Source organism: Kaarinaea lacus (assembly GCF_975902315.1).
Genome location: NZ_CDLKIE010000305.1, coordinates 1 through 3,307, shown reverse-complemented (window position 1 = coordinate 3,307; position 3,307 = coordinate 1). Strand labels below are relative to the sequence as shown.

At 43.2% G+C, this 3,307-nt stretch carries 2 protein-coding genes; both read left to right on the top strand.

The genetic code is table 11. From position 1 onward, the window contains the following. Positions 1-217 precede the first annotated feature (217 nt). On the top strand, positions 218-2,452 hold the full coding sequence (gene relA, locus ACWVCM_RS09615) for a GTP diphosphokinase (RefSeq protein ID WP_455201526.1): 2,235 nt from the start codon (positions 218-220) through the stop codon (positions 2,450-2,452). 18 nt (positions 2,453-2,470) lie between these two features. Beyond that, positions 2,471-3,019: a binary toxin-like calcium binding domain-containing protein gene (locus ACWVCM_RS09610; protein ID WP_455201525.1), complete on the top strand. Its 549-nt coding sequence runs from the start codon at positions 2,471-2,473 to the stop codon at positions 3,017-3,019. Positions 3,020-3,307 lie beyond the last annotated feature (288 nt).

Here is a 3,307-nt window from a genome sequence, read left to right as displayed (position 1 = left end):
GTTTCGTTGTGTACACCGCATTCTCCGACAAAGACCGGTGTATTCGTAGTCAGGCTGAATTCACTCCACGCTTCAAGTAAAGGAGAGCCCAATACCATGGAACTCCCATCAACAGCCTGAATTTCACCATTTGCAGTAATTTTTATTGGATTTCCGGGTCAGAATTAGCGGCTGGAACCTGTGAAATCGTTCAATTCGCGACGATATAGGCTATGGAATGGTTACCGTAAGCAAACAAAAATCACCAGCAGTATTCAAGGACAATGTTGATTTCGAAGACTGGTTGCAACACATAAGCGCTCACCGACCAGCAGCAGATATCACCCTGATTCGTCGTGCCCACGCCTTAATGGACGGTGTCATTGAGCACCAGCAGGATCTTTTTGGGGATACTGAATTTTCCCGAGCATTAAAAGTGGCAGAAATTCTGGCTGACCTGCATGTCGATACCAACACTTTAGTAGCAACAATTGTGCACGGAATGCAAACATCACTCGATATTGATTCTGAACTGATCGAGCATGAATTTGGTGAAGATGTTCAACACCTGGTGAATGGTATTAATAAGATGCGCATTGTAGATGCATACCAGGTTCACCATGCCGATGAACAGCGGGACAAAAAAAGTGTTGAACGCGTTCGCAAATTATTACTTGCACTGGCAGAAGATATTCGGGTGGTTTTGATAAAAATTGCCGAGCGTCTTTACACTATGCGCAAGCTCAAGTACCTGTCGGATGAGGTTCGTAAACAAATTGCGGCAGAAACCAAGGATATATTTTCTCCGTTGGCCAGCCGATTGGGTATATGGCAAATAAAGTGGGAATTGGAAGACCTGAGTTTCCGTTACCTGGAACCGGATACCTATAAACATATCGCCAGCATGCTGGATGAACGACGTATAGACCGCGAACAGTATATTACACAAGTAACCGATGAATTGCGTGCTGACCTGGAGAAGGCAGGTATTAAAGGTGAGGTTACAGGCAGGCCAAAACATATCTATAGTATTTGGCGAAAAATGAAAGCCAAAAACATCGGTTTCGATGAACTGTTTGACGTGCGCGCCACACGCGTACTGGTGAATAATGTTGCTGATTGTTACGGTGTTTTAGGTATCGTGCATAACAAGTGGCGACCAGTGCCAAGTGAGTTTGATGACTACATCGCGACGCCCAAGGAAAACAATTATCAATCCCTGCATACAGCAGTCATCGGTCCTCACAACAAGACACTGGAAGTTCAGATTCGAACATTCGAAATGCATGAGCATGCGGAATATGGGGTCGCGTCTCATTGGGGTTATAAAGAGGGCGGCAAAGTTGATGTCAAATACCAGGAAAAAATAACCTGGCTGAGGCAGTTGCTGGAAATCAATGACGAAAACCCTGGAGATCTGGTTGAACAGTTCAAGGCAGAAATTTTTGAAGACCGTGTCTATGTACTAACACCGAAAGGTAAAGTTATAGATTTACCCAAAGGCGCCACACCTCTGGATTTTGCCTATCATGTGCATACTGAAGTAGGGCACCATTATCGCGGTGCAAAAGCCGATGGTAAAATCATACCAATCGGTTATGAACTACAAAATGGCCAGCAGATTGAAGTTTTGACTTCCAAACATAGTCACCCCAGTCGAGACTGGCTGAATCTGCATTTGGGTTATTTAAAAAGTTCTCGTGCGAGATCGAAAGTACGTGCCTGGTTTAAACAGCAGGATTATGAGCGCAATGTTTCCGATGGTCGCACAATCCTGGATCGTGAATTACAGCGGTTGGGTATCTCTGACATCCAGTACGATCAGATCGCTGATCGATTTCATTTTAGCAAGCTGGATGAGTTTCTTGCTTCATTAGGTCGTGGGGATATAACTACTACACAAGTTGCCAGCGCACTTAACGAATTGATTTTTCCCGTCGCTGAATCTGTAGCGAATAATGTTCCGCAAGTTCATTCTTTTAAGTCAAGGCATAGCAATCAATACCCTGGGGATATACAAATTATGGGAGTGGGTGATTTAATGACCCAAACAGCCCGTTGTTGCAAACCAGTACCTTTCGATGGTATCTCAGGCTATATCACCCGCGGTCGTGGAGTCACTATTCACAGAAAAGATTGCCCAAACCTGTTACGTCTACTGAGCGCAGAAAAAGAGCGTGTAATAGATGTTGAATGGGGTGATTCATCACCCGACAAAACTTATCCTGTGGAAATAGTTATCGAAGCATTCGACCGTCAAGGTTTATTACGTGATATTACGACTATACTTAGCAATAGTCATTTAAATGTCATATCTATGAATTCAATTACAGACAAGAAAACCTGTATCGCGACATTTACCTTAACCATCGAAGTTGCTAATGCTGATCAATTAAGTGTTGCTCTAGCTAAAATTGAACATCTTCGAAATGTTATGGGAGTATCCAGAGTGACACCGAGTGGAATCCATTAATAACCCCGGCAGCAGATTATGCAATACAAGCTAAAAAACTCAGCAGCCTGCAGTTTGTTTGTCACATTATGTTTTGTCGCAACTGCTGGTACAGCTAATGAGAAAGATTCTGATGGTGATGGTATTAGTGACCTGGAGGAGACAACCATCTATAAAACAGACATGCATCTGAAAGATACAGACACTGATGGTCTGGATGATGGACTGGAGCTGGATGAATATTTTACCGATCCCAAAGTAGCGGATACTGACGGGGATGGCTTTATTGATGGCGTTGAGGCAAACAATAATAGTGACCCAACAGATTCGGACAGCATACCAACGGCAAAGGACCTGGATCATGATGGTTTATCCAATGAGATCGAAGAGAATAAATACCACACAGATGCGCAACGTGTTGATACAGATTTTGACGGTTTGCGTGATGACCAGGAAATCCTGAAATATTTTACCAATCCTAAAATGGTCGATACTGATGGAGACAGTTTTTGGGATGGGGAAGAGGTAAATGCCAATACTGACCCGGCTGATGCGACAAGTTTTCCAGAAAAATCGCCAAATAAATAAAGTTCTGTGGAACTGCTCGTTCACAATAGCATATGGATTGTGTTACTGTATCGCGTTCAACAAGGTATGCAGGCATCAAGAGCCTGCTGTATAAACGGTTGGATAAATAATAATCAATTAAATCTTAAAATCTTCTTTGTACTTAGGTCTCATGCAAAAACAATCAAATTACAACCGTGATGAGCTTATCCAGTGTGGGTATGGCGAACTCTTCGGTCCCGGGAATGCTCAGCTTCCTTTACCTCCAATGCTAATGTTCGATCGCATTGTCGATATCAGTGAAAACAC